This is a genomic window from Streptomyces sp. NPDC046303, assembly GCF_055588085.1.
This window is the reverse complement of record NZ_JBVJFA010000037.1, coordinates 37,773-64,727: the sequence shown is the minus strand read 5'-3', so window position 1 is coordinate 64,727 and position 26,955 is coordinate 37,773. Positions and strand designations below refer to the sequence as shown.

Annotated in this window: 22 protein-coding genes and 1 pseudogene; 8 read left to right on the top strand and 15 right to left on the bottom strand. The window is 70.7% G+C overall.

Annotated features, from left to right (window positions below):
- Positions 1 to 27 precede the first annotated feature (27 nt).
- The 3 genes from ACZ6I1_RS29595 to ACZ6I1_RS29585 form a co-directional block, all read right to left on the bottom strand.
- A complete protein-coding gene (locus ACZ6I1_RS29595) occupies positions 28 to 1,350 on the bottom strand; it encodes a hypothetical protein (protein ID WP_469291961.1) in 1,323 nt (440 codons plus the stop codon).
- 396 nt (positions 1,351 to 1,746) lie between these two features.
- Complete coding sequence (locus tag ACZ6I1_RS29590; protein WP_469291960.1) at positions 1,747 to 2,745, bottom strand: alpha/beta fold hydrolase; 999 nt, start codon at positions 2,743 to 2,745, stop codon at positions 1,747 to 1,749.
- Entirely contained in the window at positions 2,688 to 3,242 is a 555-nt protein-coding gene (locus ACZ6I1_RS29585; RefSeq protein WP_469291959.1) for a hypothetical protein, read from the bottom strand. The genes ACZ6I1_RS29590 and ACZ6I1_RS29585 overlap by 58 nt, the downstream gene beginning before the upstream one ends.
- A gap of 561 nt (positions 3,243 to 3,803) precedes the next feature.
- On the opposite strand from ACZ6I1_RS29585, the gene ACZ6I1_RS29580 reads away from it, so the two are divergent.
- Together ACZ6I1_RS29580 and ACZ6I1_RS29575 are read left to right on the top strand one after the other, a co-directional pair.
- Entirely contained in the window at positions 3,804 to 4,643 is an 840-nt protein-coding gene (locus tag ACZ6I1_RS29580; protein ID WP_469291958.1) for an alpha/beta fold hydrolase, read from the top strand.
- 684 nt (positions 4,644 to 5,327) lie between these two features.
- The gene (locus ACZ6I1_RS29575) at positions 5,328 to 6,932 is read left to right on the top strand and encodes a TROVE domain-containing protein (RefSeq protein ID WP_469291957.1); all 1,605 of its coding nucleotides are present in this window, start codon (positions 5,328 to 5,330) and stop codon (positions 6,930 to 6,932) included.
- 141 nt (positions 6,933 to 7,073) lie between these two features.
- On the opposite strand, the pseudogene ACZ6I1_RS29570 reads toward ACZ6I1_RS29575, so the two are convergent.
- Positions 7,074 to 7,199 (bottom strand): annotated as a pseudogene (locus tag ACZ6I1_RS29570) (IS5 family transposase); the annotation flags it as partial.
- 221 nt (positions 7,200 to 7,420) lie between these two features.
- On the opposite strand from ACZ6I1_RS29570, the gene ACZ6I1_RS29565 reads away from it, so the two are divergent.
- Positions 7,421 to 7,963: a DUF3291 domain-containing protein gene (locus ACZ6I1_RS29565; protein ID WP_469291956.1), complete on the top strand. Its 543-nt coding sequence runs from the start codon at positions 7,421 to 7,423 to the stop codon at positions 7,961 to 7,963.
- Positions 7,964 to 8,250: 287 nt separating this feature from the next.
- Here the strand turns inward: ACZ6I1_RS29565 and ACZ6I1_RS29560 are convergent, their stop codons facing one another.
- The 3 genes from ACZ6I1_RS29560 to ACZ6I1_RS29550 form a co-directional block, all read right to left on the bottom strand.
- On the bottom strand, positions 8,251 to 9,546 hold the full coding sequence (locus ACZ6I1_RS29560; protein ID WP_469291955.1) for an MFS transporter: 1,296 nt from the start codon (positions 9,544 to 9,546) through the stop codon (positions 8,251 to 8,253).
- Positions 9,543 to 10,079, bottom strand: coding sequence for an ArsR/SmtB family transcription factor (locus ACZ6I1_RS29555; protein ID WP_469291970.1), 537 nt, complete (start codon positions 10,077 to 10,079; stop codon positions 9,543 to 9,545). The genes ACZ6I1_RS29560 and ACZ6I1_RS29555 overlap by 4 nt, the downstream gene beginning before the upstream one ends.
- A 701-nt stretch (positions 10,080 to 10,780) precedes the next feature.
- Positions 10,781 to 11,254: a nuclear transport factor 2 family protein gene (locus ACZ6I1_RS29550; protein WP_469291954.1), complete on the bottom strand. Its 474-nt coding sequence runs from the start codon at positions 11,252 to 11,254 to the stop codon at positions 10,781 to 10,783.
- Between the two features lie 147 nt (positions 11,255 to 11,401).
- Between ACZ6I1_RS29550 and ACZ6I1_RS29545 the strand changes: the two genes are divergently transcribed.
- Positions 11,402 to 11,917 (top strand): DUF6193 family natural product biosynthesis protein, encoded by a 516-nt coding sequence (locus tag ACZ6I1_RS29545; RefSeq protein ID WP_469291953.1) that lies wholly within the window; start codon positions 11,402 to 11,404, stop codon positions 11,915 to 11,917.
- A gap of 174 nt (positions 11,918 to 12,091) precedes the next feature.
- On the opposite strand, the gene ACZ6I1_RS29540 is transcribed toward ACZ6I1_RS29545, so the two are convergent.
- The 3 genes from ACZ6I1_RS29540 to ACZ6I1_RS29530 all read right to left on the bottom strand — a co-directional run bounded on the left by ACZ6I1_RS29540 (position 12,092) and on the right by ACZ6I1_RS29530 (position 13,817).
- A complete protein-coding gene (locus ACZ6I1_RS29540; RefSeq protein ID WP_469291952.1) occupies positions 12,092 to 12,562 on the bottom strand; it encodes a peptidylprolyl isomerase in 471 nt (156 codons plus the stop codon).
- A 456-nt stretch (positions 12,563 to 13,018) separates the two neighbouring features.
- A complete protein-coding gene (locus ACZ6I1_RS29535; protein ID WP_469291951.1) occupies positions 13,019 to 13,342 on the bottom strand; it encodes a hypothetical protein in 324 nt (107 codons plus the stop codon).
- Positions 13,343 to 13,391: 49 nt separating this feature from the next.
- Positions 13,392 to 13,817, bottom strand: coding sequence for a hypothetical protein (locus ACZ6I1_RS29530; protein ID WP_469291950.1), 426 nt, complete (start codon positions 13,815 to 13,817; stop codon positions 13,392 to 13,394).
- Positions 13,818 to 14,176: 359 nt separating this feature from the next.
- On the opposite strand from ACZ6I1_RS29530, the gene ACZ6I1_RS29525 reads away from it, so the two are divergent.
- Complete coding sequence (locus ACZ6I1_RS29525) at positions 14,177 to 15,805, top strand: helix-turn-helix domain-containing protein (protein WP_469291949.1); 1,629 nt, start codon at positions 14,177 to 14,179, stop codon at positions 15,803 to 15,805.
- Between the two features lie 51 nt (positions 15,806 to 15,856).
- On the opposite strand, the gene ACZ6I1_RS29520 is transcribed toward ACZ6I1_RS29525, so the two are convergent.
- Complete coding sequence (locus tag ACZ6I1_RS29520; RefSeq protein WP_469291948.1) at positions 15,857 to 16,666, bottom strand: ATP nucleotide 3'-pyrophosphokinase; 810 nt, start codon at positions 16,664 to 16,666, stop codon at positions 15,857 to 15,859.
- 181 nt (positions 16,667 to 16,847) lie between these two features.
- On the opposite strand from ACZ6I1_RS29520, the gene ACZ6I1_RS29515 reads away from it, so the two are divergent.
- Positions 16,848 to 17,573 carry a leucine-rich repeat domain-containing protein gene (locus tag ACZ6I1_RS29515; protein WP_469291947.1) on the top strand — a complete coding sequence of 242 codons (726 nt, stop codon included), beginning with the start codon at positions 16,848 to 16,850 and terminating at the stop codon, positions 17,571 to 17,573.
- A 161-nt stretch (positions 17,574 to 17,734) separates the two neighbouring features.
- Here the strand turns inward: ACZ6I1_RS29515 and ACZ6I1_RS29510 are convergent, their stop codons facing one another.
- The gene (locus ACZ6I1_RS29510) at positions 17,735 to 18,247 is read right to left on the bottom strand and encodes a GNAT family N-acetyltransferase (protein WP_469291946.1); all 513 of its coding nucleotides are present in this window, start codon (positions 18,245 to 18,247) and stop codon (positions 17,735 to 17,737) included.
- A gap of 134 nt (positions 18,248 to 18,381) precedes the next feature.
- Entirely contained in the window at positions 18,382 to 18,870 is a 489-nt protein-coding gene (locus tag ACZ6I1_RS29505) for a GNAT family N-acetyltransferase (RefSeq protein WP_469291945.1), read from the bottom strand.
- Positions 18,871 to 19,325: 455 nt separating this feature from the next.
- Here ACZ6I1_RS29505 and ACZ6I1_RS29500 point away from each other — a divergent pair, with 455 nt between their 5' ends.
- Both ACZ6I1_RS29500 and ACZ6I1_RS29495 read left to right on the top strand, forming a co-directional pair.
- Entirely contained in the window at positions 19,326 to 20,480 is a 1,155-nt protein-coding gene (locus ACZ6I1_RS29500; RefSeq protein ID WP_469291944.1) for an oxygenase MpaB family protein, read from the top strand.
- Positions 20,481 to 20,703: 223 nt separating this feature from the next.
- Positions 20,704 to 22,767, top strand: a complete 2,064-nt coding sequence (locus ACZ6I1_RS29495) for a SpoIIE family protein phosphatase (protein WP_469291943.1) — start codon at positions 20,704 to 20,706, stop codon at positions 22,765 to 22,767.
- 46 nt (positions 22,768 to 22,813) lie between these two features.
- On the opposite strand, the gene ACZ6I1_RS29490 is transcribed toward ACZ6I1_RS29495, so the two are convergent.
- Together ACZ6I1_RS29490 and ACZ6I1_RS29485 are read right to left on the bottom strand one after the other, a co-directional pair.
- Entirely contained in the window at positions 22,814 to 23,959 is a 1,146-nt protein-coding gene (locus ACZ6I1_RS29490) for an ABC transporter substrate-binding protein (protein ID WP_469291942.1), read from the bottom strand.
- 145 nt (positions 23,960 to 24,104) lie between these two features.
- Entirely contained in the window at positions 24,105 to 26,954 is a 2,850-nt protein-coding gene (locus ACZ6I1_RS29485; protein ID WP_469291941.1) for a SpoIIE family protein phosphatase, read from the bottom strand.
- Position 26,955 lies beyond the last annotated feature (1 nt).

Below are 26,955 nucleotides of genomic sequence, written 5' to 3'. Positions count from 1 at the left end.
CCGCCCACGGGCCCAGGCGCGAGGACCTCAGGGAGCGGTGTCGGCGAGGATCGCACGACGGGCGCCGATCGCGGCCGCGAGCAGCCTCTCGTCCAGCATCGTCTCGGCGTCTCGCGTGGAGTCGTTGACCGGTATACGGGTACGCCGGTCGATCAAGGCCGTCAGCGACGGCAGTGCGGGCGTCGCGTGTCGGCCCATGCCTGCCAGGGCTTCCGAGTAGTACTCGCCCATCGTGTAGTCACCGAGGTGCGGTGTGAGGAGAGCGAGAATGCGGGGCAGGGCTGCGGGGCCGGCGTGGCGCAACCATAGGGGAGCGCATGCCGCTTGTATGCGTCCAGGCCGTTTGAAGGTGAGGTTGTACAGTTGGGCGGCCTGCCGGAACGTCAGCGGACCCGCGTCCAGCAGCGCCCCGAAGATCTCAGGGGCTCGTTGAAGTCGCCCCGTGTCCACGGGCTTGGCTTGAAGGATCTCGGCGGCGGTGGTGCTGTCGTACGACGGCTTCGGACTGCCGCACAGCCGACGGGACTTGGGGTACGGAGTGAAGGGGACAGCGGCGATCAGTGCGCCGTGTGTGTGCATCGCCGCCTCCGAGATGGAGGCGGTGGTGAGGGCTTTGGCCATGGCCGGGCTGACTGCTTGTCCGCAGTGACGGACAAGCAGGGGCAGGAGTTCTACCGGGGCCGCCCGCCAGTCATGGCAGGCCTCGCGGGCCAAGCCGGCGCCGATGTCCCGGGTGGCGGGATCGTCAAGGAGCCGCGCCACCAGGGTGTAGACGTGACGCTCGCGCCCCAGCCCGTACAGGACCCGACCCCAGCGCCACCCGACGCCGTCCAGATGGCGCGCAGCCTCCTCGGCATCGGCGAGCAGCGCCCTGTCGAGCGGCAGCCACTGCCGCGGCGGGGCGACGCGCAGGGTCTCCAGCCGGGCAAGGAAGCGGACGGAGGCCAACGGGTCGTTGTGCAGGTGCGCGACGGAGCCCCGGAGCCAATCGGCGAGTGCGGTACGCACCACGGGCTCGGTGAGTTCACCGAGAGCCCTGAGCGCGACGTCGTGGCTTCCGGCGTGCACGACGAGATACGCGGCCCGGCGCCGTACCTCTTCATCAGGGTCGGTGAGTCGCGCGAGCGCGGCCTCGGCGGCCTCGGGCCACGGGTGCTTGCCCCTGGGGGACGACAGGAGGTCCATGACCTCACGACGGACGAACGCGTTGCCGCTCCGGGCGAGTTGAAGCAGCCGGACGGGGATGGGGCCGGTGTGGTCGGCCCGTATCGCGTCGAGGACCGCGATGCGGGCAGGGTGGCCGGCAGTCGTGGCGTGTCCGGCGGACACGGCCTCGTCCAGCCACTTCATCGGACGGGGCGGCCGTCGCCCTTCCGTGCAGAGAATTCGATCATGCGGCTGATCATGTCACGCGCAGGAACCTTGGGCCACGACATTTGTCTCTCCCACTGGGCACCATGTCGATCAGGCTGTGCCTCCCCGCTCATACCCCTCTCCCTCCCCGCACTCCGACGCCTGATCACTCGCCTCATCCGACCCCGCCCCCTCCCAAGCCCCGGCCACGTCCTCCGCCGGTCCTGCCGGCGCGGCAAAGGGCAACATCAAGCCTGCGTCAGCCACGGCACACGACGAGGCCGCGACGCCGGTGCCACCTGGCTCATCCCTGACCCGGCCGGACAGGCCGGCCGGGCCCTCGTCCTCATGGGCATTCCGGCCCGTGCCGGCACGCCGTCCGTGCGGTGGCCATCACGGCGCCAGCGTGCGGACACCCGCTCCTTCCGCCGTACGAGCCGTGCGTTGCGCTGCGGCTCGGGCCACGCCGCTCTCGTCCACGACGAACCGCCCGTTCGCGGCGCCGTTGAACGTTCCGTTCTTGATCCACTCGATCAAGGCTGCCTTGACCGTGGCATGCGGGCCTGCCCACGGGCGGCCGGGACGCCCGCCGTACGGCGTTCCCGACTCCGGCGTACAACGCGGACCGGAACAGCCCTCGAGATGCATCAGGTGGCTCGCGCACTGCACCTGCACCAGCACCTTGTTCGTCATCGATGCCGGCAGGGCGTTGAAGACCGCGACGGCTGATCCCGGGGGAACCCCGAGGTCCTCGACACCTGCCATGACCAGCGTCGGCGGTGTCAACTGCCCGGCCACGGCGGCGTTCCAGCCATAGGTCGAGAATGTCGGTGTCCGGTTCAGGCCGACCGGGTTCCCGGGGTCGTTCCCTCCCCAGCTACGCCCCAACTCATCTTGTTGCAGGGTCTGTTCCCACAGTTGCTCCTGGCTGCCCGGTACGACATGACCGGTGCAGGCGGCCTCGCGCTCCGGGGGAATGCGCCAGCCGGAATCCTGTCCCGCACGGGTCGTGAGCGTCAGCGGGAAGGTGGCGAATCCGGTCGGGGGCGTCGTCTCCTCGGTGGGTCCGCCGAAGAACGGCGACAGGAACGCGACACGGTTGACCTTGGCGATGGTGGCGGCGCTTCCCGGAAGGACCGGGTTGGCGGCATACAGTGTCCGCCCGACGTGCTGGGCACCGAGCGAGTAGCCGAGCAGGGTGACCTTGCCGTCCGTCGGCTTGGCGCGGGCGATGGCGTCGTCGATGACCTGGCGGATATCGCGTACCCAGACATCCGTGCGTGCGAAGCGGTGGTTGCTGGAGTGCGGGCGCCGCTGTCCGTCGAGCGGGTTGTTCAGGAGCAGCGTTCCCTGCTGGTCGAGGGGGAAAGCGGATTGTGGGTGCGGTCGCACCCCTCCGGGTACGGGCAGGAGCCGTCCGGAAGATACGGGCGGAGGCTCGCGTTGCCGGGGTCGTTGAGGCCGTCGTCGAAGCGCGTCGAGCGGCCGTAGCCGAGAAGGCTCGGGGCGAAGGTGTCGATTCCCGCCGAAGCGAGCCTCTTCTGGAGGCTGAGGTGTCCGCCGCCAGGAGCGGGGTGTCGCAGGTCGAACACCGCGGGGCCGGGGATGGTGCGGCCGTGAACCAGTACCGCGGCCCTGTTGGGAACCTTTGCGCACTTGCCGTGGGCGTACACCGGCCGAACACGGTGGACGTGGAGCCTGGCCCGGCGCCCGTCGAACTGAGGATCCGGCATCAACCCCGGCGGCACCGTGAACCGCAGCCAGTAATCCACGACCTTGCTGCCGGTCGGCTTCTTGTCGCAGCGCACCGGCCGGGAACCGACGGTGTCAGCAGCCATCGACTGGGTCGAGCCGACGCCCGTCATCAGGCTGAGGGACAGCGCAGCCACCAGCCACGACCTTCGCAGACGCCACACCCTCCCCGGCCTGTGGCCGGTACGCGTACCCGACAGGTGCTCATCACCTTCTGAACTGGTGTGCATCACTGCTCCCAACCGGCTGCTCCGGATCGATCCCGCAGCCGCCGGACTCGCACTGTTCGCGCCAGTCGCCGCCGACGGCCGTGAGCAGCATGCTCCGGTGCAGTCCACCCCCCGCCAAGCAGGCTCGGCCGAACAGACTGCCGCTCCACACAGACGGTCCAGACGAACGAGTCCGATGTATGAGCTGACCGCCGATGCTCGCGAGCGACGTAGCGTTTGAGGCGGCGGACGGCTTCGCGTGCGGCTGTTGCGACTTCGGGGCCGGCGGTGGTCGTCGCGTCGCGGGGGCGGCCCCGGGAGCCCGTCGCGTGCTGCTGTGCCCCCCTGTACGAACACAACCCGGCGAAGGCCGCCCGGTCCCCTTCCGCGTCCACGCCGACATCACGCGAGAAGCAGCGGACCGGGCCACGGCCACGCGCCCGTTCCGGGCTCCGGCAGCCTTTCCGGCCACAGCGCTAGCGTGGGGCCATGAGGACCATGGGAGGACATCCCGTCTCCGAAGGCCGCTTCCGCCATCGCGGCGCGGAGCTCGCGTACGACGACGCCGGGCACGGCCCGCTCGCCGTGTACGCACACGGGGGGTTCGGGAGCCAGGCCAACGAGGAGCGGATGGGCCTCTTCGACTGGGCACCCGTCCTGGACGCCGGGCGGCGCCTGGTCCGCTACGACGCCCGGGCCCACGGCCGGTCCACCGGCGAACCCGTCGCCGCCGACTACACCTACCCCTCCCTCGCCGACGACCTGCTGGCCCTGCTCGGCCATCTGGGAGCCACGGAACCCGTCGACGGCATCGGAGCCTCCATGGGCTGCGGCACCCTCCTGCACGCCGCCCTCCGCGCGCCCGACCGGTTCTCCCGGCTCGTGCTGCTGATCCCGCCCACCGCATGGGCGACCCGCGAGGCCTACGCACGCGCCAACCGGACGGCCGCCGACACCATCGAACGCCAGGGGGCGCAGGCCTGGGAGGCCGCCAGGACCGGCCGGCCCCGTCCGGCGGCCGTGGCGGACGTCCCCGAACTGCCGCCGACACCCGAGGAGCGCGTCCTGCCCTCCGTACTGCGCGGCCTCGCCCTCAGCGACCTGCCCCCGCCCGCCACGATCGCCACGCTGCGCCACCCGACCCTGATCCTGACCTGGGCGGACGACCCCGGCCACCCGCAGGCGACGGCCGACACCCTCGCCGCCTGTCTGCCTGACGCCCGGCTGCGCGTGGCACGCACGCGAGCCGACGTCGGGACGTGGGGAGAGCGCATCGCGGAGTTCCTGACGCGGCCGCCGCGCCCAGACACGGGCGCTCCATGCCTTTAGCCACCCACCTGAAGAGACCGGAACAGGACCGTGGACGCCCCCAGCGATCAGGAGATCATGACGAGGGCCAAGGCCGTCGGTATCGACCTGTCGACCTGCGCTGACCGTACGAACCGTGCCCTCGGGGGTCCGGCCAGGTCATCTGCCGGGACCCGGGTCGGGGGCCGACGCGGAGGGAGCCCGCCGCGGCGCCGCCGACGCTCTGCCGGCCGCTGACCGGTTCCATGCACCCATCGCCACATTGCGGGGGAGTACGTCCACTGCACCGCCGAGAAGCCCGCCCGGCCTCACAGGCTTCGCACTCCACCCGCGCCGGGACCTCGACGCCGTGACAGCCGGGCCCGCTCTCGACTCGAGCTCCGGCAGCAGCGAGGGCGCGGTCAATCGGCGGCCGAGGCGACGTAGACCTACAGGCTGGTCAAGGGCGGGACAGGTGCACGCGCCGTTTATTCACTGGCGGGAGGTCAGCTGGCCTGCTTGAGTGTGCTCGCGACCGCGCCCCCGATGCGCCCGGCTGCGGCTACTTCCTTCTGACAACCAAGTGATGCCGCCGCCCCTTTTGATCTCGGGCGGCGCGGCCGCACCTCGCCCCGTCGGACCTCTTGGCCGGGGCCGTCCGTTCTCTGGATCCGGGGGGATTCACTGCCTCGCTACACCCAGCGCGTTTCCAAGATCTGGTCCGAGATGCTCGTGGCCCCGCACGTCTCGGCGGCAGCCGCCCGCGCCACGTCCGCCCCCGCGATCCACCACTGGCGCACCGGCCAGGCCATGCGCACCTACGAAGGCGGTCCGGGCATCGTCCGGGAGCCCCGGGAAGAGCTCTTCCTCCTGGCCGTGGGCAACTTCGTCTCCCAGCGGACCTTCTACGAGAGCGGCCAGGAGCGCGACGACCGCTACGCCCGACTCGTGGCACAACTAGCCGTCGAGGACCCCGTATGGACGGCCGGCCTGCTGCGCTGGCTCCGCAGTGAGGGCAACATGCGCACCGCGTCCCTGGTGGGCGCCGCCGCGTACGTCCGAGCCAGGCTCGAGGCCGGGTCCGCCGGCGGCCCGTCCAACCGGTCTGTGATCGACTCGGTGCTCCAGCGGGCCGATGAGCCCGGAGAACTGCTCGCCTACTGGACCTCGCGGTACGGACGGAACGTGCCGCAGCCCGTGAAGCGGGGCATCGCCGACGCCGTGCGCCGGCTGTACTCCTCCAGGTCCCTGCTGAAGTACGACACCACCTCCAAGGCCTTCCGCTTCGGGGACGTGCTCAACCTCGTGCACGCTTCCCCCGACCCGGACAAGCCCTGGCAGGGTGCCCTCTTCCGGCACGCCCTGGACCGCCGCCACCACCCGGAGCGGACTTCCGTGCCGGCCTCCGACCGGCTGCTGACCGCGCACCGGGCGCTGAGGGAGCTGCCGCTGGACGAGCGGCGGGCCGCGGTGACCGGGCCGGGCGGTGCCGAGCGGCTGGCTGCGGCGGGCATGACCTGGGAGGCGCTGGCGGGCTGGCTGCACGGACCGTTGGACGCCGCCGTCTGGGAAGCCGTGATCCCGTCGATGGGCCCCATGGCGCTCCTGCGGAACCTGCGGAACTTCGACGAAGCAGGGATCTCGGACGAGGCGGCGGCGCGGGTCGCGGCACGCATCTGCGATGGTGACGAGGTTGCCCGGTCCCGGCAGTTCCCGTTCCGCTACCTGGCCGCCCACCGGCACGCGCCGTCGCCGCGCTGGGCCGCACCCCTGGAACGGGCACTTGGCCACTCCCTCGCCAACGTGCCGGCCCTGCCCGGCCGGACGCTGATCCTGGTGGACCGGTCCGACTCCATGTTCTGGGACACCGTCTCCGAGCGGTCCACGCTGAGCCGCGCGGACGCGGCAGCCGTCTTCGGGACCACCCTGGCGATGCGCGCCCAACACGCGGACCTGGTGGAATTCGGCTGGTCCAGCGCGCCGGTGCCGTTCGGGGCCGGGGAACCGGTACTCGAGGTGCTGAAACGATTCCACAGCCTCGGAGGCACACAGACCACGGCGGCCCTGCGCGCCCACTACCGGGACCACGACCGCGTGCTGATCGTCACTGACGAGCAGGCCGCACACCACGGCCCCGGCAGGCCGGCCGAACCGGTACCGTCCGAGGTCCCCGTGTACACCTGGAACCTGGCGGGGTACCAGCCGGCCCACATCCCTTCAGGGCCCCACCGGCACACCTTCGGCGGGCTCACGGACGCGGCGTTCCGGATGGTCGGTCTCATCGAGGCCGGCCGCCACGCCACTTGGCCGTGGACCGCAGATCCGGCGTAGTCCACATCGGCCCGGGAACTGCGGAGGAGCAGCATCGGCAGCTCCGCTCAAGCTCGTCTCAGCAAGAGTGTTGGGGAGGGGGATGCGGGGGATGCCCCGACCACAACCCGGCGGCCTGAACGGGCGCTTGACCTGGTGGAGCAGCCCCAGGGCGACGGCCGGGACGTTGGCGGACGCCTTGACGCTCTGGGCGTCCAGCACGCACGCGCTCGGTTCGGTGTCCCGGCCTCGGATGGGGCCCCTGCGCCACCGCGCCAGCTCCCGCAAAGGACGTGGACGCGAGGCCACTTGGGCAGGGAAAACGCAACTTCGACAGGGCCCGCAGGGGCAACTACGTTCATGTGGTCTTCGGTGGTCGACCACGGCGCACACGGGTTCCTTCGGGCTGGGCCAGCCGCGACGGTATGAGCCGGTCGCGCCCCCGAATCTTCGTCCCCAGGCGTAGCCCCCAACCGGGTCGCCAGGCAGCCCCAACCAGGGAGAGACACATGCCCCAGCTTGCTCTGTACACATTCGGTGTCCTGAAGTCACCTCTCGCCGATCCCGCACCTCTCACGCGCGAGTTCTACGACATGGGTGAGGCCGTCTACGGGAAGATCAGTCACCATCCCGGATTCGTCGCGCGTGCCGAAGCGGCAGACGGTGACCGGGGCGTGCTCTTCGAAGCGGACTGGGGTGCGTGGGGAGAGTTCGCCGTACCGACTTGGTACGGCAAGGGCCAAACTCCGGAAACCACTGCCCTGGCCGCGACCCTCTCGCTCTGGACCGACCTGCGGTCCGCCTTCGACGCCGTCTACACCGGTCTGCACCGTGAGGCGCTGAACAGGAGGTACGACTGGTTCGAGAGGACAGGGCACCCGAATTACGTGTTCTGGTGGGTCTCCGACGGCGTCACACCCACCTGGCGGGACGGGGTTTCCAGGCTGGAACACCTCCACGACCACGGCTCCGCACCGCACGGCTTCACCTTCCACGACTCGTTCGCCCCGGACGGAACTCCGACCAGGAAGGACGCGACTTCGTCGGCATGACGTCCCGGCACCCTCCCCACGCAGGTCGGCGGTAGGACGGCTCAGTCCTGCACGGCGCCGTTGTCGTCCAGCCTCACGTTGCGGTGCTTGATTGAGCGGGTAGGGCCGGGCCGGGCGATGTCCTCACCACGGATCTCGTGGCCCTCGGCCTTGACGCGGGCGCCGGCGGCGTCGCAGGCCGAGCGCGCGGAGCTGGTCCTGCTGTTCGTCTGCGGGCGGGAGGTGTAGTCCCCCGAGTCGAACCGCTTGAGCGTCGTGACATCGAGGTGACGCCTTCGCGGCCGGCGTCACAACACGTCAGGTGCGTGCTCCTGGGCGGGATCCTTGGCTGTCGGGTGTTTCGGACCGCCGGCCGGGTCGGCGGCGCGCAGCGCCGCTTCGACCCGGCGGTTGCTGGTCATGGATGCCGTGACGGCCGTCATCGCCAGGAGGAGAACGGCGGCGGCGTAGAGCGGGGTGCGGATGTCGTACGTAGTGGCCAGCCAGCCGCCGAGGAAGGCCCCGAACGGCGCGGCGCACATGGCCAGCATGCGGGAGGTGGAGGCGACCCGGCCCATGAGGTGGGCCGGGACGATCGCCTGCCGGAGCGAGGGCCCGAGCACCATCGTGGCGCCCATGCCTGCCCCGCAGACGGCGAGCGCCAGCCCGGCCACGTACGGGTTCGGGGCGGCGGCCAAGCCGAGGATGGCAAGCCCTTCGACGACGGCCGTGCAGGTCAGTGCGGTGCCGGTGCCGAGTCGTCGGCCGAGGTAGGAGGCGATGCCTGCACCGAGCAGACCGCCGGTGGCCTCGGCCGTGAGGAGCAGGCCGAAGCCGTAGGTGTCGATGCCCAGGCGGTCGTGGGCGAAGAGGGCCAGGACGGTCTCCACAGCGAGGAAGGCGATGTTCCCGACGGCAGGACGGAGCGCGAGCCCGAGCAGCAACCGGTCCCGGAAGACGTACGACGCCCCTGCCCGCGCCTGCCGGAGCAGCGACTCGCGGACCTCCGGTACGGGCCGGGGCATGGAGGGAAGCGACCGTACGAGCAGTGCGGAGAGCGTGAACGACACCGCGTCGGCGAGCAGCGGCACCGCCCGTCCGAGTGCGAGCAGCGCACTGCCCGCAGGCGGCCCCGCGAAGCCGGACATGGCGGTCTGGGCTCCGCGCAAGCGAGAGTTGGCGCGTTCCAGGAGTGCGGGGTCTCGGCCGAGCAGGTCCGGCAGATAGGCCGTGGCGGCCGTGTCGAAGAAGAGTCCGCCGAGGCCGAGCAAGAAGGCGACGGCCGCGAGCAGCGGAATGCTCAGTACGTCGAGCGCGGCCGCTGCCGCCGGTATCGCGAGCAGCACCGCACGGGCCGCGTCCATGACCCACATCGTGCGTCGGCGGTCCCAGCGGTCCACCAGCGCACCGCCGAGCACCCCGAAGAGCAGCCACGGCAGCGTCCCGGCGGCCGTGACGACGGCGAGCGCGATCGGATCCCGCGTCAACGTCAACGCGAGCAGCGGCAGCGCGGCATGGGACACGCCGTCACCGAGCGAGGACACCGTCTGCGCAGTCCACAGCCGTCCGAACCCGGTCGGCAACTTCTTTTCACTTGAGGTCACTTGGCGCCCCCCTCGGCCTGCTGCCGCGATGCCGGGTGGAACAGAGCGAAGACGAGTGACGCGTCCGGCAGCGACGGATCGGACAGCTCCCGGTACTCGTCCGCCAGTGCCTGCAACCGCGCCCCCAGCTCCGTGAACTGCTCCTCGGTGAGCCGCAGATGCGCCATCCGTACGTGCCGCTCACCCACCGGCGAGGACTCAAGGTCCGCCACCGCATGCCGCATCAGCACATCCGGCCCTCCCTCGCCCGGATCCGGCAGCACGATCGCCCGCGCGGCCATCGCGTAGTACCGCTCGGTGACCCCCCGCACCTTCCGCGTCCGGACCACCTTCACCAAGCCGGCCCGCTCCAGCAGCCGTACGTGATAGCTCGAGCTCCCCTTCGCAAGGCCCACCCGCTCGGCGATCTGCGTAATGGTCGCCGGCTCGAAGCGGAGCACGGCCATGATCCGGTGGCGTGTGAGATTGGAGACGGCGCGCAGCTGCTCGTCCGTGGTGACATGAAACGTCCCGGGAAGATCATCGGTAGGCATGCGAGCAATGGTCAACGATTCTTGACCATTGAGCAAGGGGTTTTTCGCGTGGGCCTCCTGAAACTTCATCCGCTGCCGATCCGGGCAGAAGTCGAACGACTGCTGGAGTCGTCCCTCCATGGTTACGGCCGTGCAGTGCTTCCCGGCGCCCCAGCAGCCGCCGGGGTGCGGCGGGGCCTCGGCCCCTTCAGCGGTGGTCAAGGCTTGTTCGGCGCGCCGGAGTTCACCGGGCGGGGAGGCGATCAGTATCCGCATCCGGGGAAGTCGGGCGGCAGGACAACACGGTTCAGCCCCCCGGACTGCGCCCGACGGGCGGTGACCCCGACGCCCGATCTGCTCCTGGACGGGCGGCGGTCACCAGTCGCGGACGGAGTCCACGCCTTCGAACAGTGCGTGCGAGCGGCGGTCAGTCCGCGGCCCACGGCTGTCTGGGCTTCGTCCGCCAGGAAGCCCAGGGCGTCGAACAGGTCCTCACTCGATCCGGAAGGCGTCCCGGGTGGCCTTGTACTGGGCAACGGCCCTGCTAGGCCTGGGACACCGTCCTCTGGCCCTGCGTCCCGGCCTGGGTCTGCCAGGCCGCCGCCGGCCGGGGTGGAGGCTATGCAGCATACGGAGCTGGCTGGCGGCCGCGTCGACACGCATGACCCGAGGTCCCGGACGTCGCCTTCCAGGTCCACTACGCGCCCTTCACCGAGCCGTTCTCATGACTGGCCGGGGCCGTCAAGGCGTTCCGTGGGACCGGCGAAGGAGAGGAAGAGAGTCCGCGTGGTGAGCAGCCAGGTGTCGTCCACCTTGCGGAACGTGGCTTCGTAGTGCCCCACTTGGACAGGGGGCCGCGGCGGTACGAGGCCCTCGCTGTAGCCGTCGACACGGTACGTGGTGAAGTAGGTGGTGGCGGCGGCGGTGTCCGCAGAGGTCACGGTAACCAGGATGTTGGTGCATATACGGCGTGACAGTCGGTCTGCGGGCCGGTTGCCGAAGTAGATGCGCAGGGCGTCGTGACCCGCAATGCGACGGTCGCCGGCGGGCCATTCCCAGGTGCCGTCCTGCGTGAAGAGGTCCGCCACCGAGCCCGGGTCCCCGAGGTCGAGCCGGTGGACGAACTCGACGACCAGTCGCTCACAAGCCCGCTCTGCGAGCAGGCGCTCCATCGGGTCAAGAGTGTCCGCATTCATGATCCACTCATACCAGGCCGCCCCTGGCTGAGGCAGCCTCACCCGAGTTGGGCCGGCCCCGGTTCCGGGCGCATGTTCTCCAACCGCAGGCTGTATCAGGCGTGCCGTGTTCTGACACCTGACATCTGAACCTGACACCCTGTCCCCATGGACACAGCGAGTGCAGCAGAGGAGATCACCGAGGCGGCGTGGGCGCGGCTTCTCGCTTCGGACCGCGTGGATGGTGCTGTGGTGCGAGCTGCCTATGCCGAGCCCCGACTGCGCCGGCTCTTCCCGTGGGTTGGGATGTGGGAGCTGCACTTCAGCCGATGTACCGAGCATCCCTGTACGTGGGACGTGCCCTACATCGCCCCCCGACAAGGCGGGGGCTTCGTCGTGGCGGGGCCGTCCAGGGCGGAGTACGTCGGTGAGGCTGACGCAGCCGAAGCAGCCGTCAAGATGGTGGCGGGGCGCTTGCCTCCCGGGTGCGGGCGAGCGGTCGTCGGCAACCGACACGACCTCGCCGCTTTGGAGCAGGAAGCGGTCAGTCTGACCAGCCCCTCGCGCAGCGGTCCCAGCACAGGAACCGGCGGACCGACCGCTCCACCAGACGATCTTCTCCGCCGGCTTCCTCCCTCCACCAGCGTGAGCGACCCCCCGACGGACCGGAACACCAGCCTTTGATCTGACACTTCAGGTTGGCGGAATCACAAGGAGCCACTCGTCCTGCCCGGGTGCGCATCGTTCAGGTACGGCAAGGAGGTCTTCTCACCTGTCGGCCGGCGCGGGCATCACGGCGGCTCCGCGACGCTGAAGGAATCCGACTGTGGACAGCGGCCGGCGGCAGACAGGGACCGTCTACCCGTGCGCGATCACCGCGTCCTCGATCTCGACCTTCATCTTGGGCTTCCCGCCGCCTGCGGGGCTGGAACCGTCATCTCCGGCCTGCCCGACCTTCTCCAACAGGTCGATGCCACCGGTGATCTTGCCGAACACGGTGTAGTCGGGAGAGAGCCGCGAGTCGCCGAAGACCAGGAAGAACTGGCTCCCGTTGGTGTCCGGGCCCGAGTTGGCCATCGCGAGGGTCCCCTTCGGGTATGTGGCCCCTTCCGTGTTCTCGTTGGCGAACTGGTAGCCCGGTCCACCCGAGCCGCTGCCCGTTGGATCCCCGCACTGCAACATCTTCAGACCGGTAACGGCACTCAGGCGATGGCAGTCGGTCTTGTCGAAGAAGTTCTTCTCGGCCAGGAAGACGAAGGAGTTCACGGTGCAAGGCGCCTTCTTGCCGTCCAGGTCCAGGCTGATGTCGCCCCGGTTGGTTTTGAGCACGGCCTTCACGGTGTCCCTGTAAGCGGGTTTGGCAGGTGGCGTTCCCAGGTTCTTGGGTGCCCCCGCTTCCTGGGCGGGGTTGTACAGGCACTCACCGGCCTTCCGAGCGGGGGGCGCCGCCGCCTCGGAGGGGCCGGCACCGGTGAGGAGACCGGCAGCGAGGGCGGTGCAGGCCGCAACCCGTACGGGGGTGGAGAACATGTGGGTCCGTTCAGAGCAGACGAGGGGGGCCCGATCTTGATATCGGCGTCCGGTGAAGAAGCCAAGGGACATACCCCGCCTGTCCTTCATTTGGGGGAACCCGGCGGCACGCGTGTGACCAGGCACCCCTGATACCTGGGGCACTGAGTCCCGCTCGGCCCTTCCGCACAGAAGGGCCGCTCGTCCCGCCGGTGCGCACCGGCGGGACGAGCGGGGCGGGCTGGTTCAGCGGGGTGCGGCCGGGATCAAGCAGGTTCAGCGGGTGCAGGCGATCCCGGCGTTGGCGCCGTAGTAGCCGGGCCCGAGCCGGTAGGAGTCGGCGTAGAGCAGCGCGCACTGCTCAGGGGTGAACCCGCTGATCAGGGCGTGTCGACGGGCCATGTTCTCGGCCTCGCGCTTGGCTTCCTTGGGGCTGTTCTCGTACGCCCAGCCCGTGAAGACCTGCCGCTCCTGCACGGCGGCGGGGGCGCTGACGCTGCCGCCGGTGCCGGCGTGGGCGGCGGTCGGAACGAGCGCGGCGAGGCCGGCGAGGGCGGCGAGGGTGACGGCGGCACCGCCGCGGATGAACCTGGAGGTCATGTCAGTGTTTCCTTTCTCGGTGATGACTCGGTGATGGAAGCGCCGGGATTCAGCGCTGGCAGAACAGTTCGGCGACCGCGGCGTACACGCCGAGGCCGGCCCACCGGACGTCGGTGCCGCGGACGTGGCACTGGGTGGCCTGCCACTCGGCCCACTGGGCGTGCATGTACGCCATCCGGACCGCGCCGTCCACCGCCTGGGACGGCCCTGAGCCCACCCCACTACCGGTGAACGTCCGTACCTCCGGCACGGCGGCCGCCTTGTTCGGGGAGCCGCCGCCGCAGTCGGACCGCCCGGCCGCGGCGGCGCCCGGGTCGTAGGAGCTGACGGGCCCGAGCGGGCACGCGTCGGTGACGGAGGTGCGGGCGGCACCTGCCGGGGCCGCATGGGCGGAGGTGATGCCGGCGGCGATGCACGCCGAGGCGGCCAGGGCCACGGCGGCAACGCGCAGAGGCAGGACGGACGAGCGGCTCACGGATTCTCCTCACGGTTCGCTTCGGTGGTCACGGGCGATCCGTGCACCGACCCGGGGTCCGTACGGTGGCGGCCCCTCGTCATCGAGGCTAGGTCGGCACTCCGGGCCTGGGGCACCCGCCCGTTCGGGCGGGTTGCCGCCCCGACGGCAGGCTGCTCGCCGTCCTCCCGCAGCACATGACGAAGAGTCAGTCAGCCAGGGACGCAACCCGCTCGCGCCGCAGTGCGTCACACCACGTGCACGACCGAATGAGGGGGGTGTTCGTGGGCGGCTCCGGGGGGAACGGCTCGCAGATACTGCAGGACGTACGGGCGGAGTTAGCGAGGTGTCGGCAGGTCAACCTGACCGGCCCGCTTGGGGTGGGAAAGTCACACCTCCTCGCGCACCTGGACGGCGCCACGAGGGTCGATCTCGACCCCGACCCGCCCGGTGCGCTCCATGCGCTGCGCCGGCACCTGGCCGAGCCGGCCGCCGCCCGGTGCACCCTGGTGGTCGACAGCGTCGACGGCCCGCAGCGGGTGGCGGCCGTCAGCGCGGCCCTGCACGACGCCCGGCACCGGCAGCCCGGCAGCCTGGTCGTGGTCAGCCGCCGACCGGTCGCCACGGACCGACGCTGGACGCACCCCGTTGCCGCCGTCGCCGTCGCACCCGCCTGCGAGGAGCGCATCACGGCCATGACCGCCGACATCCGGGAGCCCGGCCTCCGAGCCCTGCTGCACCGGCTCGCCGGGGGCATCCCGCTGCTCGCGGACACCGCCCGACGCGCCCTCGCCGGCGGGACGGAGTGCGAACCGGCCGGCGCGGTCGCCGACCGCCTCGCGGAGGTGGTGCTGGAGCGGCTCGGCCGCGAACTGCCGGGCCGGCGGTGGCAGCACGCCCTGCGGATGCTCGCCACCGTGCGCACCGCGGACGAGCGGCTGCTGCCGGGCGGGCCCGACCAGTTCACCAGGCTCGCCGCGCTCAGCATCGTCGACCGCGACGCCCTCGGCCTGCGGATCGCCGAGCCGTACCGGACGGTCTTCGAACTCGCCTACCGCTGGCGCCGGCCGGAAGCGTACGAGGACGCCCGGAACCGGGCCCGTGACTACCGGCTGGCCCTGCTCAGGCGTGCCGGCGACGGCCAGGAGCGCGCCGCGCTCGCCGATCAGGCGCTCTTCCTCACAGGTGACCCACTGGTGCGCCGCGAGCTCTTCCCCGCCGGCGAACGCGCGGTGGGCTTCCGCCGCGCCTGCGCGGCGGACGGGGACGACATCGCACGGCTGATGGACCGGTGGGCCCGGCACAGCGGCTTCGACCGCCGGCGGAGCGCGCGTCTGACCGAGCGCTGGGCCGGCCACGACATTTCCACCTTCCACCTCGCCCACGACCGCGACGGCCGGCCGATCGGCGTGGCCAACCTGCTGCCGATCGGCGCGCAGAGCGCAGACTGCGCGGAACCGCTGCTCCAGCAGCACAGCGGGACGCTGGCCGGCGGCGGGCTGTTCCTGGGCGCGGCCCACAGCGACGACCCCGCCGCGCGCGCCCTGCTCCTGCGGTACGTCCTGCGCCAGGGGGTCGCGGCCGGGCGCCTCGTGGTGTCCACCGCGAGCCCGGACTACCAGGAATTGGTCCGCGGCCTGGGCTTTCGCGCGCACGGCGCCGTCCACGACGACGTCTACCGCTGCGGCCACCGTCCGCAGGTCTTCAGCAACGACCTCGGCGCCCCCGATCTACCCGGCTGGCTGGAGCGGGTCGGCAGCGGCGAAGGATCCCCGGGCGGGCCGTCGGCCGAGGTGCCGCACCTGGCCCCCAAGGAGTTGCGGGTCCTGCTCGAATACACCTCGGGCCTGACCCTCGACTCCGCCGCCCGCCGCGCCGGCATCGCCCCGAACACCGCCAAGTACTACCTGAGCCGGGTGAAGGCCAAGTACCTGGCGGCGGGACGCCCGGCCCACACCAAGATCGACCTGGCCCTGCGGGTCCGTGAGGACGGACTCGACCGCGTGTGACGGGGCCGCGGGAGTCGGCCGGGCGCCTCCGGCTGATGGAGTTCTGACCGTTTACCCCAGGGGCGCGGGTTCCCGGGCCGGGAGGGGCGCGGTCAGCCGGTCCGCGCCGGCTGGGACGGGCACGGCGGCGAAGAGAGCGTTCTGCTGTTCCTGGAGTTCCTTCTTCCGCTCGGGACTGGTGCCGGGAAGGCGCTGCTCCTCGTACAGCTTGTGGGTGGCTTCCTGAGCCGCCTTGCTGGCGGGCGTGTGGAACTGAACTTCGAAGAGCTGCCCTGAGCGGGGGGCGCGCCAGCCGGTGTTGAGCCCCTTGTATCCCTGGGTGCGGCCCCAGGTGTTGGACCACTTCGTGCTGTCGTTGCCCCACGCGGACAGCACCCGCGCGGCGGTTGTGACGCCGTCGGTGTACTGGTCATCGCGCCACTGGAGGGTGTAGCGGACGGCGTCGCTGAGGGTGGCGAGGGCCGCCTCGGCGCTCTGCCCCGGGTTTTCCTTGAGAGAGGTGGCGACCTTCCGCTTGAGGGAGTCCGGGGACTTGAGCCGGTTGTCGAAGCCGATCACCTCAGCGCCGGCGATCCAGGCCGCGGCCCGTACCTGCGGGCTGATGTTCCGCTCGGCCCGCTTGGCGTTCTCGACGTACGCGTCGACCCGTTCGTTGTCGGCCGGGCTGAGCGAGAGCCCGCCTTCCCCGGTCCATCCGTCCTGCGGCTGCTCGGCGGCAGCCGTCCGGGAGGTGCCGGCCTTGTCCGGACCGGCGGGGACGGCCATGGCGGTGGAGGCGATTCCGGCGGACAGTGCGGTGGTCAGCGCGGCCGTGATCGCGGCTGTGATCGCGGCCCGGGTGACGGTACGGGGGGTGGTCATCCGTGTGATTCCTGCCGTTGCGTAGGAGTCGTTACGCGCGGCACAACTGGTGTACGGGGACCGAAGTGTCGTGTGGACGTCCGACCGGGTCATCTTTGGCCGGATCCGCACGCGGCAGGCGCCGGCCTGTCGGCCCGAGATCTGTACAAGAATCGGAGCCCCGGAGGACTGGTGAAGGGAGATGGCCGTGAGGCACACGCTGAACTTGTGGCGTCAAGAGCTCGGAGAGGTCCCCGAGTCGGTCTGGCGCCAGACCGAGCTGCGCGTGCTGATCCTCGCGGACAACGCGCTTACGGCCATCCCTCCGGCCATCGGTCAGCTTCACCAGCTGAACACCCTGGACCTGGGCCACAACGCGCTGACGTCGGTGCCCGAAGAACTCGGAGAGCTGACCGAACTCAGCGGCTGCCTCTACCTCCACGACAATCAGCTGACACGGCTTCCGGATTCTCTGGGGAACCTGACCCGGTTGCGCTACCTCAATGTCGGTGAGAACTCCCTCACCACCCTGCCGGAGATGATCGGTGGGATGGGCGGCCTCATCGAGCTCAGGGCCCAGCACAATCGGCTCACCCACCTGCCCGCTGCCATCGGCCGGCTCCGCAACCTGCGCGAACTCTGGCTACGCGGGAACGAGATCGAGCACATGCCGATGTCGGTAGCCGGCTTGCGCGAACTACGCCACCTGGACCTGCGCGAGAACGCTCTGATCGGGGTGCCGGAGTCACTGGCCGGCCTCCCGCGCCTGCGTCAGATCGACCTGCGGAGCAACCACCTTGGCCGGCTGCCGGAGTGGCTCGCCCAGATGCCCTCGCTGGAGAAGCTGGATCTGCGGTGGAACGAGATCGACCCCTCGCTACCGCTCCTCGGCGAGCTGGAGCGGCGGGGGTGCGTCGTCCTGACGTGACAGAGACGACACCCCCCCTCGCCACCGTGCCACTCCTCCTCGTGAACAAGCACCAACCGGTTGATCATTCAACGCCGCTGACGCGCAGCACTCGAAGAGGATCGAGAAGCGCTTCTGAGAGGGAGGCGCCCCCTGAAAGAGAGACTGATCCGGCGGACTGCTCAGATGTCGCGGACGTACCAGTCGAATCGTGTTCCGTCCGCATCAGGAAGCTGCTTGGTGTAGGTGAAGCCCGAACGTCGAGCGACAGCTGCCGACCCAGGGTTCTCCGCGGCCACCTGGATGACCGCTTGAGCTGCTCCTTCTGCTGCCGCGTACTGGCAGACCAGGTTGACCGCACGTGTGGCCAACCCCTGGCCGCGCCAGGCCGGGTAGAGCCCGTAGGCAATGTTGACCTGCCCGGGCGCGAGCCCCGCACTCTCGAATCGAACGTCGATCGTGCCGGCCAGAGTGGACTGGGAGCCGACTCGTATTCCGAAGGCACGCAACGGCCCACCGATGTCCCACTGTTCCACGCACTGGCGGAAGTACGCCTCAGTGCCGGCTCGTGTTCCTGGCCCACCGTTCAGCCACCTCACCAGAAGTTCATCCTCACCCGCCACGTGCGCGTCAGCGTCATCCACGCGCAGAGGGGACAGGGTGACTACGCCGTCCGACAGCTTCGCATCATCCATGGATGGACTCTTGGCTCTTCAGAGCCCCCATGCAAGGGAATATCCACGAGGGCCACTCGGCGCGAGCGGCAGCCGAACCCAAGGGCTGTCCCCGTAATCCCCGGCGGGCGCACGACGACATCACGGGACTGCCCTCAGGAGAGGTCCTTCCCCATCAAGGTGCACATCGTTTCGTAGCGGCGCAACGACCCGTCCGGCGCGCGCTCGTCCCACGAATCCGGCTGACAGTCGAATGCGACATAGCCCAGTCGTTCGTAGAGCGCCCGGGCCCGGTGATTGCCTTCCTCCACACCGAGCTCGGCCCGCCACAAACCCCGGTTCCTGATGCGTTGCTCCGCCGCGTCGACCAGGAACGTGCCGATCCCGCACGACTGCAATGCGGGATGGACTGCAAGCTGCCACAGCGTGCCGACGCCCTCCTTGACGCGGTAGTCGACCCCGCCTTTCGCTACGGGAATGCCCGTCGGAGGGCACACCGCAAGGTAGTCGACCTCGCCCAGCCGTACACGCCGCAACTGCTCCGCGACGCTCATCAAGTGGTCTTCAGTCCCTGACCACCCGCACGACGCCAGATCCCCATGCACCAGATCGCGCGCATGCAGCTTCAACACAACGTTGATCATCCCAACCGCCTCCAGCCGGCCAGCATCCGTGCCGACCACACGGGACGCAACACCGTTTCCCATCCGCGCCCTTGGCTGGCCGCGACACGAGTCCCACTGGCCGGTGTCTTTGTACCCTGCCCAGCGTGTTGGGATGGGCTGCGCATAGTGCCCCACCGAGCAGGATCTCGGCATGGTGGGGGCAGGCTCTCACCCGTGCGGGGGACGGGCTCCACCGGGGAAACGATCATGCCTGGTCCAGTTGGCCGGAGTGCCCGAACGGGCGGATCGGAGTTCAGGGCGCGGGCGTGCGCTGTGAGCCGGACGGGCGCCTCCGCGCGCCACTCGTGTGGCCGATCCCCGGTGGTGAGCGTGCTGGTAGCTCTTGTGGCAAAGCTGCCAGCCGTGGTGCCGACCCCCGCCCTGCAGGGCCGACGGTCGGCTCACGCCCCTCAACACGAAAGCGAAGCCCCCGTATGCCGTTGACCGCGCAGTACGTTGCCCAAGAGCTCGAGGCCGCGAGCAAGGTCGGTGACCCGGAAGCCGACGAGCTGGTCTCGGAGCTGATCGACAACAAGGAGATCGACGGGGTCAACGCCCTGTTCCGTACCATCGCCACCCTCAAGCCCGGCCAGGACCACTCCCCTCTCCCCCCGAAGTTGGGCGCGTTCCTCAAGAGCGCGGAGGCCGACCCGCCGGGGTGGACGGCCGCGGACGTCAAGGCCGCGGAGAAGTTCTTCGACCGGCACCGCGGCGAGGTCGCCATGCTCCAGGGCACGGTCGGCCTGATCGGCACCTACCTGTCCCCGACCGGGGCGTTCACCCTGCGCTCCACCGGCCGCCTCGGTGGAGTAGAGGGCCCGGGCCGCCGGCTGTCCCAGTCCTCGCGCCTGTTCGTCGACATGGACAAGAAGAACGCGCTGACCGACGGCACGCTGAAGGCGAACGTCACCAAGGTCCGCCTGGTCCACGCCTCCGTCCGCCAGCTCCACAAGAAGTCCGGCGAGTGGGACTACGGCAAGTGGGGTGAGCCGGTCTCGCAGAAGTACACCACCGGCGCCGCCTGCGTCTTCTCCGTGCAGATCCTCCAGGCCATGCGCAACCTCGGCCTGGACGTCTCCAAGGACGACGCCCACGGGTTCATGTGTGCGTGGCACTACGTCAACCACTACCTGGGCACCCCCGAGAAGTGGGTTCTGCCGAAGGATGCCGAAGAGGTCGACCGGCTGTGGAACCAGGAGCGCGACAAGGAGTGGAAGAAGACCGACGACGGCGTCTTCATGACCAAGCAGGCCGTCGACTACTACAAGAAGTTCTTCCCCGGCCCGTCGCATGACGCGTTCATCGCCATGGTCCGCACAGGCCTGGGCGACAAGTACGCCGACATGGCCGGCCTGCCCAAGGGGCTGCTCTCGGCGGCCGGCAAGCCGATCGCGGCCGGCCACAAGGTCGTCAGCGGCATCGGCGGCGGCCTTCTCGGCGATCGCGCGGAGAAGGCCGCGGGCGTGAACCCCTACAAGGACATTCTCGGTGTCGCCTCGACCGCGTTCCGCGACATGGAGAAGGCCGCGCTCACCCAGGGCCAGGACGACCAGCCGCAGATGCACCAGGAACTCGGCGACAACCGCTGACCGGCCGCAAGCCACCGCGTGGCACCGCCCGTGGGCGGTGCCACGCGGGTCACCCGCAGCGGTGGGCAGGCTGCCCGGCCGGACCCGGCCCGGGAAGCCCTCCACCGGCGGCCGGGGGGCGTCCCTTTTCGGCTCCGTTCTCCTCGCCGCGGCGCACTTCACGCCGCAGAATGCCCAGGGTGTCCGGATAATGGATGGAGCGGCGAGTGGAAGGGGACATCCCGTGCGATCGGCGCGGCCGGGGGGCGAGAAGGCTCACGGCCCGTTCTGGTCCGAGCCGGGAGTCCTGCTCGAGCACGTGCCCGTGGCCGTCCTCGGCATCGATGACGGCGACCGCGTCTGCTACTGGGGTCCCGGCGCGAGGGACCTCTTCGGGTACGACTCCGCCGCGATCCTGTCGAAGCCGGGCGCCCTCCTCTTCGCCGAAGCGCCCCGGGGCGCCCCCGATCCGTGCGCCTCGCTGACGGAGCGGGGCCGGACCCAGGGGTACTGGCGGGGCCGGCTGACGGCACGGCACCGGGACGGCACGGTCTTCGACTGCGGCTTCCGGGTCTTCTCCATGACCGGAACCGGAGGGCCTTCGATGGTGATGGTCCTGGCGAGCCGTAGCGACGAGCTCGATCGGGTCAAAACCAACCTCGCCTTCCTCGACGCCCTCTTCGAGACCTGCCCCATCGGCCTGGTCATGCTCGACCCGGACCTGCGGTACGTCCACCTCAACCAGGCGCTCGCCGACATGGACGGCCTCCCGATCGAGGCGCACCTCGGACGGCGCATGGACGAAATCATGATCATGTCCGACGGCGGCGAGTACCAGCGCATGCTCCGCGGCGTCGCCCTGGGCGGTGCGCCGGTCGTGGGCGCGCTGGTGGGCATGCGCACACGGGGACATCCGGACCGTGACCAGGTGCGGTCGGTGAGTTTCTTCCCCCTGAGCCAGGCGGTCGGCTCGCGTCCCGGAGTGGGCGGTCTGATGCTGGACGTGACCGACCGGGAACAGGCCATCCTGGAAGCCACCGCCAACCGTCGGCGGCTGGCCCTGCTGGACGGGGCCTCCACGCGGATCGGGACCACCCTGGACGTGAACGTCACCGCCCAGGAGCTGGTGGACGCGTCCATGCCGGATTTCTGCGACGGCGCCGTGGTGGAAGTCGTGGAGTGGATGGACGAGACGGAGGATTTTGATCCGGGGCGGCCGCTGTTCACCCGCCGGATCGCCTCCGGAACGATCCTGCCCCCTCCGGCCACCGAGCTCGTGAGCGGAGTGGAGAAGGTGCGGTATCCGCCCGGCTCCGTCATCCACGACATGCTGAGGACCGGTCGCGCCATCTCCGCAGTGGTGGACGAGGAGTTCGTGGCCCGGACCGTCCTCATCGAGTCACGCGCACGACTGATGGCCGAGAGCGGTCTGGCCTGTGTTCTCGTCGCCCCGCTCATCGCCAGGGGCACGGTCCAGGGCATCGCCATGTTCGGCCGGTCCGCGAGCCGGCCGGCCTTCACCCGGGAAGACGTCAGCCTGGCCGGGGAGCTCGCGTCACGCGCCGCGATCTGCCTGGACAACGCCCGCCTCTACAGCCGTGTCCAGGACATCGCCCTCACCCTGCAGCGGGCGTTGTTGCCGAGCGCGCTGGCGACCAGCCCGTACGTGGACGTGGCCCACCGGTACGTACCAGGCAGCCGGATCACCGAGGTCGGCGGCGACTGGTACGACGTGATCGACCTGCCGGGCGGCCGGCTCGCCCTCGTGGTGGGCGATGTGATGGGGCACGGGGTGTCCGCCGCCGCGGCCATGGGCCGCCTTCGTATCACCACCAAGGCCCTGGCCAGGCACGACAGCGAGCCCGACGCCCTCCTCACCGAGCTGGACGCGTGCGCCCAGGAGGCGGGCATCGAGCTGGCGACGTGCCTGTACATCGTCTACGACCCGAGGAGCGGACGCGCCCGCATCGCCAGCGCCGGTCACCCGCCGCCCCTGGTGCTCCGGCCGGACGGCGCGGTGGAGACCCTCGGCGACGTCCTGGGCGTCCCTCTCGGCGTCGGCGGCTGTCCGTTCCGGACGATCGAGGTCGAACTCCCCGCGAACGCGATCCTCGCCCTCTATACCGACGGCCTGATCGAGACGCGCGGCGGGGACCTCGACGTCGGCCTGAAGGCATTGCGTGCCGAGCTGGGCAGGGCGCCGGGGACGCTGGAAGCGACGGCGGACCGCATCCTCGCGAGCCTGCGCCCCTCCCCGCCGTCCGACGACACGGTTCTCGTCCTCGCGCGCGTCCGCCGCGCCGCTTGATGCGTTCCCGACCACCGGTGGCGGAGCCACGGCATGGCCCCCGTCCTCAGCCCGGGACGGCCTGGGCCCAGCCGCGGTCGACGGTCTCCCTCGCCTTTTCGGTCTGAGCCTCCGTCGGGAACGCCGGCGTGCCCTCGACCGTCGGCAGCTTCTTCGCGGAGGCCTCGTCGAGGGTGCCGTCCTTCTCCATGGCGTCCATGAGGACGGGGCGGGCGTAGGCGCCGAGCCGCAGGTTCTGACCCTCCGGGCTGAAGAGGTACTCCTGCCACAGGCGGGCCGCCGCGGGGTGCGGGGCGTCCTTGTTCACCGCGGTCGCGTAGTACTGGGCGAAGCTCCCGTCGAAGGGGATGGCGGTCCGCCAGTCGACGTCCGTGCCCCTCGCGCGGAATTCGTCGGCGTATCCGAGGTTGAGGAAGTCCCAGTCGATGCTGATCGGCGTCCGGCCGTTCGCGATCGTGGCCGGGGTGGATTCGACCGGGATGAAGTTGCCGTTCTCGCTGAGCTCGCCGAAGAAGTCGATGCCGGGCCGGATGTCGTCGAAGGAACCGCCGTTCGCCAGGGCCGCCGCGTACACCCCGGCGAAGGCGGAGCCGGACCGGGTGGGGTTGCCGTTGAGCGCGACCTTGCCCTTGTACTCGGGCTTGCGCAGGTCCGCGAACGTCGACGGGCAGGTCTTGACGCGCTTGGCGTCACAGCCGATCGAGATGTAGCCGCCGTAGTTGTTGTACCAGCGGGCCCGCTCGTCCTTCTGTTCCTCGGGGATCTCGTCGTACGCCGCGACCTCGTACGGAGCGAGCAAGCCCTGCCGTGCCGCGGACTGTGCGAACGAATCCCCCATGTCCACCACATCGGGGGCGCGGCCTTCGCCCCTGTGCTCCTTCAGGGCGTCGATCTCCTCCTGGCTGGTGCCTTCCGGGTTCTCCACCAGGACCTTGATCCCGTACTTCTTCTCGAAGCCGTCGATCAGGGCGCCGTAGCCGGCCCAGTCGCGCGGGAGCGCGATCGTGTTGAGGGAGCCCTCCTTCTTCGCCGCCGCGGTCAGCGCCGCCATGCCGCCGGCGTCCGCGGCGGAGGTGGCCACCGCGGGTGCTCGGGGCGCGGCGGGGGGCTCGTCTCCGCAGGCGCCGAGGGGCGCCGCCGCGACGGCCAGGCAGACGGCGACGGAGGCTGTCCGGAGACGGGGTACGGGCACAAAGGCTCCATAACGGTCAGTCGCGTACTGATCGAGGCCAGCGTACGGTCGGCGGCCTCGGCAGGGCAGCCCCGGACCGGAGTGTCCGCCGTCTGCCCTACCGCCTGCCCTACGGCTGTCCTACCGCCCGCCGTACCGGCGTGTCTCAGAGCCCCTCGTCGTCCCACCCGGCCAGGAGCGCCTCCCCAAGATCCATCGCGGGCGGCGCGGCCCCGTCGTGGAGGGCCTGCTCACTCCAGATGATCTTGCCGCGTGCGGTGTACCGGGTGCCCCAGCGCTCGGCGAACTGTGCGACGAGGAACAAGCCGCGGCCGCCCTCGTCGGTGGCCTCCGCCCGGCGCAGGTGCGGCGAGGTGCTGGAGCCGTCGGAGACCTCGCAGACCAGGCTGCGGTCGTACAGCAGTCTCACCCGGATGGGCTCGGAGCCGTAGCGGATGGCGTTGGTGATGAGCTCACTGAGGATGAGTTCCGTGGTGAAGGCGATGTCCTCCAGGCCCCAGTCCGCCAGCCGGCGGGCGCAGGCGCTGCGCACCGGGGACACCGCCGCGGGTTCGGGGCGCACGTCCCACTCGGCGATCCTCGCGGGGTCCAGTCGGCGCGTGCGGGCCACCAGCAGCGCGACGTCGTCGCCGGGCCTGACGGGCAGCATCGCGTCGATCACCGCGGTGCAGGTCTCCTCCGGAGTGCGGGCGGGCCCGGCCAGGGCGGCGCGCAGCGCTGCCAGGCCCGCGTCCGGATCGCGCTCGCGGCTCTCGATCAGCCCGTCGGTGAAGAGCGCCAGCAGGGATCCTTCGGGCAGCGTGAGCGTCATGGTCTCCATCGGCAGCCCCTCGCCCAAACCCAGCGGCGGGGAGACCGGCACCTCGGGGAAGGACACGGTTCCGTCGGGGCGGACCAGAGCGGGGCCCGGATGCCCGGCGGTGGCGGCCGTCACCTGCCCCGAGACGGGGTCGTAGATGGCGCACAGGCAGGTGGCTCCGGTGATCCCCTGCCACTCCTGCTCGTCCGAGTCGATGTGGGTGACCAGCTCGTCCAGGTGGCTCAGGAGTTCGTCCACGGGCAGGTCGAGGGTGGAGAAGTTGTACACGGCGGTGCGCAGGCGGCCCATGGTGGCGGCGGCGTGGAGACCGTGGCCCACGATGTCGCCGACCACCAGGGCCACGCGGGTGCCGGGCAGGGGGATGACATCGAACCAGTCACCGCCCACCCCGGCCTGGGCGGCCAGATAGCGGTGCGCGACCTCGACGGCGGACTGCTCCGGCACGCCGCGGGGCAGCAGGCTGCGCTGCAGGGTGACGGCCATGTGGTGCTCGCGGGTGTAACGGCGGGCGTTGTCGATGGACAGGGCCGCCCGGGCGGTCAGCTCCTCGGCGAAGGACACCTCCTCCTCGTCGAACGGCGGGGAGTCCTGTCCCCTCCAGTAGCCGGCCATCCCCAGCACCACGCCCCGGGCCCGCAGCGGTACGACGATCAGGGAGTGGATGCCGCGGTCCAGGATCTGCAGGGCGTTGGCCTGGTCCTGGGCCCGCCAGCGGTGGGTGGCGCGCAGGTCCGCCTCCAGGACCGCGTGGCCGCCGGCCAGCGCGGCGGCCACGGGACCGGTGGGAGCGAACCGGATCAGCTCGCCGACGGGGGAGAGCGGGTGGTCGCCGCGGAGGCCGGCGACGGCGGTGCGGCGCATCTCGGTGCTCGATTCGGGCGGCTCCTCGCCGCGCAGTACCGGGTCCAGCAGGTCGACGGTGACCAGGTCGGCGAACCGCGGGACCGCCGTCCGCGCCAGTTCCTCCGCGGTGCGCTCCACGTTCAGCGTCGTTCCGACCCGCACCCCCGCGTCGTAGAGCAGTTTCAGCCGCTCGCGGGCCACCTCGGCCCTGCCGGTGAGTGCCCGCAGCTCGGTGGTGTCCCGCAGCGTGACGACGGTCCCGGCCTTGCCGTAGGGGGCGGTGGGACGGATGTTCACCGCCAGCAGCCGGTCGGCCGCCATGTGCAGCTCGTCGCTCGCGGAACGGCCCGATGCGATCGGCTCGGCGAGCCCCTCCTCCAGACCGAGGTCCGTGACGGGGAGCCCTTCCGCGTCCGCCGGCAGATCCAGCAGCCGCCGCGCCTCGTCATTGGCCAGCAGCAGCCGACCGCCCTCGCCGAAGATCAGTACGCCCTCCCGCACCGCGTGGAGCACCGCGTCGTGGTGCTCGTACATCCTCGTCATCTCGGCCGGTCCCAGGCCGTGGGTCCGGCGCAGCAGCCGACGGCTCACCAGAGCCGTCCCGCCCGCGGACAGGCCGAGCACCGCGGCCGCGCTGCCGAGGACGACCGGCAGCTGCCGGTTCACCATGCTCTGGACGTTCTGGACCGTGACCGGGGCGGAGACCACGGCGATGACGGATCCGTCGGCGTCCTTGACGGGGACCACCGAGACCACGGACCGCCCCAAGGAGCCTTCGAACGTCTCGGTGAAGGACTTGCCGGCCGCCGCCCCGGCGAAGGGGCCGACGACGTGCCGCCCGATCTGTTCCGGGTCGCTGTGGGTGAGGGTGAGCCCGTCGAGCGTGTACACGTTGATGCCGTCGACCCCGGCGATCTTGCGGGCGGCCTCGGCGCTCGGCTGGAGCACCGCGCTCGGATCGGGGCCGCGCAGGGCCGCGACGATCCCCGGCGATTGCGCGAACGCTCCGGCGGCGGCGAGCGTACGGTGCCGGGCGTCCAGCATGCCGGCGCTCTGAGCCTGCACCACGAGCGTCACCACCGCGGCGGCGACGAGAAGCGCCACGACGGCCAGCTGGAGGAGGAACACCTCGCCGGCCACGCTGCGCGCGCTCAGCAGGGACAGGCGCTTCGGCCGCCGTGCCGTTCCCTCGGGCAGCCGGACGTGCTCCTGGGGCTTCTGGGGCTTCGGGGACTCCTGCTGGTGTCCTGAACGGGGACGCCGAGGGGAGGAGGACGAGCTCGTGGTCGAGCCGAACAGCCGACGCCGGACATGTCCAAGGAGGTCGGTCATA